Origin of the sequence: Pseudomonas sp., assembly GCF_030147005.1 — a bacterium.
Classification (GTDB): domain Bacteria; phylum Pseudomonadota; class Gammaproteobacteria; order Pseudomonadales; family Pseudomonadaceae; genus Aquipseudomonas.
The window spans coordinates 1-7,146 of the sequence record NZ_JASLAW010000192.1; the positions used below are offsets into that span (position 1 = coordinate 1).

Genomic DNA, 7,146 nt, shown 5'->3' on the forward strand with positions numbered 1-7,146 from the left:
GCAAGATCGACGCCGCCCGCGCCAACTACGATACCGACAAGGAATCGAAGATCGCCAAGTTGCTCGAGGCCGACCGGCTCAAGCGCGCCCAATTGCAGGATGAACTCAGCGCCCTGCGGTTGCAGATGAAAATGGAGCGTACCAACCGCCTGGCGGAATTGTCTGAAGCCATCGGCATCGCTCAGTCCATGGGGATCAGAACACCGACCACGCCATCCTCCATGGCGGACTCCACGCGAACCGGCTCGAGCCAGGTGATGCGCACCGAGGTTAACAATCAGAAGATTCCGCTGTACTTCATGGGCACCGAGGCCCTGGAGGCCGAGCGCGCCGCGCTGCAAAAGCGCACCAGCGATGACTTTACCAACCCGCGTATTGCCGAAATCGGCAAGGAACTTCAGCTGTTGGACGCCAACCGCGAAGTCGAAGTCCTGCGCAAGCGGGCCAACGAAGACATCTTCCTGCAGGACGTTGAGCCGCTGCGCGCCGAAGTCGCCCGACTGCGCGGTTTGAACATCGACATGAGCAACCTGAAACTGGTGACGATTGACCGCCGCGCCCAAGAGCCGTTGTCACCGGTCAAACCGAAAAAAGCGCTGGTCATTGCCCTGAGCCTGGTGGGCGGTTTGCTGCTCGGGCTGGTGGTCGCGTTGATCCGCCACCTGGTGCTTACCCGGCGTCAGGCCGTCCCTTATGGGGCATTGGAAGACAGCAGTTTCTCGCGTCGTGAGCCCAAGGACGATCAGCTGTAACCCGTCGCAATGCCCTCCGGTGGGCGGGTCCTGGGGCCCGCCTGCTCATCCCCCCAGCACACTTCTTCGACAGCTTTTCACAATTCTTAGTTAACCTTTGGTTACAAAGTATGGCTAAATAACGGCCAATGGTTACACATCGAATGGCTCTCCAGCCGGTCGTGTCACCTGTATGTGAATTGTGATTTCAGGTGCTGCTTATCCATCCTCGGCCGTTGTGGGCACGCAGGAGCAGCCTGTTCTCTCCCTGACGTGTGACGAATCCCTTGAAACTCATCATTGTTGCTCTCTACGTTGCCTCCATCGCGTATGTACATTTGCGTGGCCGGGTGCGACACAAGCTGGGCCGCCAGCTTAGCGATCACTCGACGTTCCTGGCGCCGATCAACTGCTTCCTGTACCTGTTCTCCAGGCAACCCAGCCGCCCGTTCCTGTCGCCCGGCGACTTTCCTGACCTGAGCCCCTTGCAGGAGCACTGGGAAGAGATCCGCCAGGAAGGCCAGAACCTGATGCGGGCCGGGGAGATCAAACGATCCGAGCAGTACAACGATGTGGGTTTCAACTCGTTCTTCAAGTCCGGCTGGAAGCGCTTCTACCTGAAGTGGTACGGCGACAGTCATCCATCAGCGATGAAGCTGTGCCCACGCACCACCGAGCTGGTGCAAAGCATCGGCTCGATCAAGGCTGCGATGTTCGCCGAGCTGCCGCCCGGTTCCAAACTGGTGCGTCACCGTGACCCGTACGCCGGCTCCTACCGTTATCACCTGGGGCTGGATACGCCTAACGATCCGGGTTGCTTTATCAATGTGGACGGCGAGAGCTATTACTGGCGTGACGGCGAGCCGGTGATGTTCGACGAGACTTACATTCATTACGCGCAAAACACCACGGCACATAACCGCATCATTCTGTTCTGCGACATCGAGCGGCCGATGAAATACCGCTGGGCCGGCGCATTTAACCGCTGGTTCAGCCGCAATGTGATGGCCGCCGCAGGCTCGCCCAATGATGCGGGCGACAAGACCGGCGGGCTAAACCGGGCGTTTACCCGCCTGTACAAAATCCGGTTGCGCGGCAAGGAGCTCAAAAAGCGCAATCGCACGCGCTATTACCTGGAAAAATGGGCGATCTTCGCCGGCCTGGCGTTGATCTTCATCCTCATCTGAACCCTGGCCGGGCGCGAATCACTTCGGTGGTTTCGCGCCCAGCTTGTCCCACATCTGTTTGCTGATTTTTTGCCGATTGGCGTAGCCGGCCCAGGGGTCGGCTTTCAAATCCTGCAAACGTTCGTGCAGGTTGGCCACGGTCCATTGCTGGGCGCCGCGCAAACCACTCAGTTCATCCCGACTCACCGGTACCGACACCGGCAGGCCGGGTCGTGCCCGCACGGAGTAAGCGGCAACCGTGCTGGCGCCCCTGGCGTTGCGCAGGTAATCAATGAAGATTTTGCCCACGCGATTTTTCGGGCCGCTGGTGGCGGTAAAGCGCTCGGGCAGTTGCTGGGTCATAAATTGAGCGATGGCCTTGGCGAAGGCTTTCACGCTGTCCCAGTTGTCGCGCCGCGCCAGCGGTACGATCAAGTGCAGGCCTTTGCCGCCGCTGGTTTTGACGAAGGCTTGTAAGCCCAATTCGTCGAGTACCGACAGGGTCAGTTGCGCGGCTTCCAGCATGGACTTCCAGGGCAACGCGGGGTCCGGGTCGAGGTCGAGTACGAACAAGTCGGGCGTTTCGATCTTGTCCGTGGTGGCGCCCCAGGTGTGCAACTCAACGGTGCCCATTTGCACAGCGCCGATCAGGGCATCGGCCGTGTCTATTTCCATCAGGCGGGCGTGGCCGGGGTCCAGCGCCTGATCCAATTGCTTGACGTGGGGGATGGTCATGCGCTCGGCATGCTTCTGGAAGAACTGTTCGCCTTCGATGCCCTCCGGCGCCCTGAGCAGCGAGACGGGCCGGTTGCGCAGGAAGGGCAGGATCGATGCGCTGATGTCGGCATAGAACTGCGCCAGTTGCTGCTTTTGCAGGCCGCTCTGCTTATCGATGATGCGATCAGGGTGGGTGATTTTCATGGCTTTCACGGTTTTCACGTCCTTCACGGCCTTTTTTGCCTTCGGCGCCTTGACCGATTTGGCCGTGCGCGGCTGTTCATGAATGATTTGCGCAGCGGGCTTGTCGGTGCGCATGCCCACGAAAGCAGCCTGGCGCACCACGCCTTCACGGGTCCATTCGGCAAATTGCACTTCACCGACCAGACTCGGCTCGACCCAATGCACGCCACGCGCCTGGGCGCTGGTCAGCGGCTTTTGCAGTGGTGAGTCTTTGCGCTCGATCGGGGTGAGCTTGGCGTAGATAGCTTTGAGCGACGCCTGGTCGAAGCCGGTGCCGACGCGCCCGGCGTACACCAACCCGTTGTCGTCGTTGACCGCCAGCAACAGCGCGCCGAACCCGGTGCGCGAGCCTTGGGGGCGGGTATAACCGACAATCACGAATTCCTGGCGCAAGCGGCATTTGAGCTTGATCCAGTCGGCACTGCGGCTGGACACATAAGGGCTGCCGGCACGCTTGCCGATTACGCCTTCCAGGGCCAGGTCGCAGGCACTTTCGAAAATGTCATGATGGTTGGCCGCGAACGCTTCGGAGAAGCGCAGCAGCTTGCTCTTGCTGGCGGACAACGCGGATTTGAGCGCGGCGCGACGGGCTTCCACCGGGTCTTCGCGCTGGTCGCGGCCGTTCAGGAAGGGGGCATCGAACAGGTAGTACACGATGTCGAGACTGCGGCCGATGTCGAAGGCATTCTGCAGCGCCTGGAAATCCGGCAAGCCGTCGCCGTTGAGACTGACCACTTCGCCATCCAGCCAGCTGTCCTTGAGCTTGAGCGCTTGCAAGGCTTTGGCCTGGCGCGGCAGGCGCTCGGTCCAGTCGTGCCCGTTGCGCGTGAACAGGCGCACTTCGCCCTCGTGGACGCGCGCCAGAATGCGGTAACCGTCGAATTTGATCTCGTAGTGCCAATCACCTTCAGGTGCACGATCGACCAAGGTGGCCAGTTGCGGGGCGAACTGCTCGGGCACGGCGGTTGCCGGCTTGCGCGTGCTCGCCTTGGGGGGCGCCTTGGGTGCAGCTTTGGACGCCGCTTTGGTTTTCGCCCCGGCTTTGGATGTGCCCTTGGGTTTGCCCACCACGGCGTCGCTGAGCACGCTGCCGGGTTCGGCCTCGACGATATCGTATTCAGCGGTGGGGCGTGCCTGTTGGTCCTTTTCTTTGATCAGCAGCCATTGCTGCTTGTCGCCGCTGCCCTTGAGGCGGGTGCGTACCAGGGTCCAGTCGCCGGAGAGCTTTTCGCCGACCAGGCTGAACTTGAGCTTGCCGGCCGCATAGGCCTTGTGCGGGTCGTCGTGGGGTTGCCAGATGCCGCGGTCCCATACGATGACATCCCCGGCGCCGTATTGGCCGGCGGGGATACTGCCCTCGAAGCCGCCATAACTGAGGGGGTGGTCTTCAACGTGGACCGCCAGGCGCTTCTGGCTTGGGTCCAGGCTCGGGCCTTTGGGCACTGCCCAGCTCAGCAGCACGCCGTCCAGCTCCAGGCGAAAGTCGTAATGAAGGTTGCGCGCATCGTGCTTCTGGATCACAAAGCTGAGGGCCGAAGCTTTGCGCTTGCCCGCCGGCGATTCGCCTGAAGGTTCGGCGGTGATCCCGAAGTCGCGTTTACGGTTGTACTCGCTCAGGGGCTTTGCCATGTCGTTCTCCAGCCAATGGCAGGCTCAAGAGGCCTTTTTGTTGGACTTTTTCGCGGCGGTTTTTTTCGCTGCGGGCTTACCCGCCAAGCTGCGCTTGAGCAGTTCCGTCAGGTCGATCACATCGGCGGATTTGCGCTCTTCGCTGCCTTCGGTCGATTCCACGTCTTCGATCTTGCCGGCCTTGGCCTTTTTCTCGACCAGCGCCATGATCTTTTCCTGGAAGCTGTCGCGGTATTCCTCGGGTTGCCAGTCCGCACTCATGTCTTCCACCAGACGCTTGGCCATGTCCAACTCACCCTTGGCCAGGGTCGGCTTGACCACGTCGCTGCCCAGTTCCAGCTCATCCAGGCCGCGCACCTCGGCGGGCCAGCGCAGCATGACCAGCACCAGGGCCGACTCCAGCGGCATCAGTGCCGCGAGGTGTTGCTTGGTGTGCAACACCACATTGGCCAGGGCCACTTTGCCGGTTTTCTTGAGGGTTTCGCGCAGCAGCGCATAGACCTTGCCGCCGCGCTTATCCGGTGCCAGAAAGTAGGGCGTGTCGATGTTTTGCAAGGGGATCTGGTCACTGGCGACGAAGGCGATGATTTCGATGGTCTGGGTCGACTTCGGGTGGGCTGAGCGTATTTCTTCTTCGCTGAGCACCACGTAGCGGCCTTTTTCATAGGCGACGCCCTTGACGATATTTTCCTTGGTGATTTCCTTTCCAGTGGCCTTGTTGATGCGCTTGTAGCCCACCGGGTCCATGCTGCGTTTGTCCAGCCAGTCAAAATCCACGCCTTGGGAAGACGTCGCCGACACCAGCGACACCGGGATGTGAACCAAACCGAAGCTGATGGCGCCTTTCCAGATTGCCCGGGGCATAAGTACATCTCCTTCAAAGATAAGCCTGTGTTCTGGTGACTCGTGGGGCCGGGCAAAAGTTTCGGCGAGCGGATGCGTGGACAGATCGTGTTACACCTGATGAGAAACAATTTAATGTCCAAGCCGAACCCCTCGCGTAGCGTGTTATCGAAAGCACGTATTACTCGGCATAGGGAGGCATCGTCATGAACAGTTGTGTGCGTCATCTTGCAGTGCTGGTTGCAACACTGGCATCTGGCCTGGCCCTGGTCCCAACAGCCCAGGCGCAAAACCTGCCGGGGCGTTACGACTCCAACAACAGCCCTATTCATCGGGCCAACCCCAATAGCATGCAGGGCACTCAGCCCAACGCGCCGGCCGTTCGCGGTATTCAGACCGCCCCGACCCACCCGCGGCCTACGTTGGAAAACGGCGGGATCGGCAACGGCTATCCCAAGCGTGATGCCGCGCCGAGTCGCCCGTCCACCGACACCAAAGCGCCCACCTATGATGCCAACGGCAATCGCCGGTAAGGATCCCTCTTATGTTTCTACGCAAAACCCTGCTAGCCGCTCTCTGCGCAACCACGCTGCTGCCATTGGCCACGGTTCAAGCCGCCGAGGGGCGGCAGTTTCCCAGTGAGCAAGGCAGCATCACCGCGACGCCGGTCGCCAAGGGGCTGAATCATCCCTGGGCGCTGGCATTCCTGCCGGACAGGCAAGGTTTCCTGGTAACCGAGCTTCCCGGCCAACTGCGCTTTGTCAGTCAGGACGGCAAGCTTTCCGCGCCGTTGACGGGCGTGCCGCAGGTGTGGGCCAACGGGCAGGGCGGCCTGCTTGACGTGGTGCTCTCGCCCGACTTCAAGCAGGACCGCATGGTCTACCTGTCGTACGCCGAAGGTGGCGGCGAGGACGGCAAGGCCGGGACCGCCGTGGGGCGAGGGCGCCTGGCCGATGACTTGAGCGGCCTGAAGGACTTTACGGTGATTCTGCGCCAGGAACCCAAGCTGTCCACCGGCAATCACTTCGGTTCGCGGCTGGCGTTCGACCGTGACGGTTACCTGTTCGTGACCCTGGGCGAAAACAATGTGCGGCCCACCGCCCAGGACCTGGACAAACTGCAAGGTAAAGTCGTGCGCATTTATCCGGATGGCCGCGTGCCCGACGATAACCCGTTTGTCGGCCAGCCAGGGGTACGTCCCGAGATCTGGTCCTACGGCCAACGTAACCCGCAAGGTCTGGCGTTGAACCCGTGGAGCGGGACGATCTGGGAAAACGAGCATGGGCCACGGGGCGGTGATGAAATCAACATCATCGAACGCGGCAAGAACTATGGCTGGCCGTTGGCGACACATGGCATCAATTACTCCCTCACGCCGATTCCCGAGGCCAAGGGCAAGACCGCCGAAGGCACCGTGGCGCCGCACCATGTGTGGGAGAAGTCACCGGCGATCAGTGGCATGGCGTTCTACGATGCCGACCGTTTCAAGGCGTGGCAGCACAACCTGTTTATCGGCGCATTGGCCAGCCAGGAGCTGATTCGGTTGCAGTTCGATGGTGACAAAGTTGTCCATGAGGAGCGATTGCTGGGTGATTTGAAAGCGCGAATTCGCGATGTGCGGCAGGGGCCGGATGGCTACCTGTATGTGCTGACGGATGAAGATGACGGTGTGCTGTATCGAGTGGGGCTGAATCAGGACTGATTCACGTCTGTGTAAGCGGGCTTGCCATAATGCCAGTCAGTTAAGGAGGAGCGCTTTACCGTGGCGAGGGAGCTTGCTCCCGCTGGACTGCGCAGCAGTCCCATTTTCTGGGGTC

At 60.8% G+C, this 7,146-nt stretch carries 6 protein-coding genes; 4 read left to right on the plus strand and 2 right to left on the minus strand.

Features of this window, described 5'->3' with window-relative positions:
• Both Q1V60_RS17775 and lpxO read left to right on the plus strand, forming a co-directional pair.
• The coding region (locus Q1V60_RS17775; RefSeq protein WP_300632978.1) for a GNVR domain-containing protein at positions 1 to 752 on the plus strand (752 nt) is incomplete at its 5' end.
• 266 nt (positions 753 to 1,018) lie between these two features.
• Entirely contained in the window at positions 1,019 to 1,918 is a 900-nt protein-coding gene (lpxO, locus tag Q1V60_RS17780; RefSeq protein ID WP_300632980.1) for a lipid A hydroxylase LpxO, read from the plus strand.
• Between the two features lie 18 nt (positions 1,919 to 1,936).
• Here the strand turns inward: lpxO and ligD are convergent, their stop codons facing one another.
• Both ligD and Q1V60_RS17790 read right to left on the minus strand, forming a co-directional pair.
• Complete coding sequence (ligD, locus tag Q1V60_RS17785) at positions 1,937 to 4,486, minus strand: DNA ligase D (protein ID WP_300632982.1); 2,550 nt, start codon at positions 4,484 to 4,486, stop codon at positions 1,937 to 1,939.
• A gap of 24 nt (positions 4,487 to 4,510) precedes the next feature.
• Positions 4,511 to 5,350 (minus strand): Ku protein, encoded by an 840-nt coding sequence (locus Q1V60_RS17790; protein WP_300632984.1) that lies wholly within the window; start codon positions 5,348 to 5,350, stop codon positions 4,511 to 4,513.
• Positions 5,351 to 5,535: 185 nt separating this feature from the next.
• On the opposite strand from Q1V60_RS17790, the gene Q1V60_RS17795 reads away from it, so the two are divergent.
• Together Q1V60_RS17795 and Q1V60_RS17800 are read left to right on the plus strand one after the other, a co-directional pair.
• Positions 5,536 to 5,862: a hypothetical protein gene (locus Q1V60_RS17795; protein ID WP_300632986.1), complete on the plus strand. Its 327-nt coding sequence runs from the start codon at positions 5,536 to 5,538 to the stop codon at positions 5,860 to 5,862.
• A gap of 11 nt (positions 5,863 to 5,873) precedes the next feature.
• Positions 5,874 to 7,031 (plus strand): PQQ-dependent sugar dehydrogenase, encoded by a 1,158-nt coding sequence (locus Q1V60_RS17800; RefSeq protein ID WP_300632988.1) that lies wholly within the window; start codon positions 5,874 to 5,876, stop codon positions 7,029 to 7,031.
• The last annotated feature ends 115 nt before the right edge of the window (positions 7,032 to 7,146 follow it).

Bases quoted from the DNA above. Each gene is read 5' to 3' on its own strand.
- Q1V60_RS17800 (WP_300632988.1), top strand. From the start codon at position 5,874: ATGTTTCTACGCAAAACCCTGCTAGCCGCTCTCTGCGCAACCACGCTG.
- Q1V60_RS17795 (WP_300632986.1), top strand. From the start codon at position 5,536: ATGAACAGTTGTGTGCGTCATCTTGCAGTGCTGGTTGCAACACTGGCA.
- Q1V60_RS17790 (WP_300632984.1), bottom strand. From the start codon at position 5,350: ATGCCCCGGGCAATCTGGAAAGGCGCCATCAGCTTCGGTTTGGTTCAC.
- ligD (WP_300632982.1), bottom strand. From the start codon at position 4,486: ATGGCAAAGCCCCTGAGCGAGTACAACCGTAAACGCGACTTCGGGATC.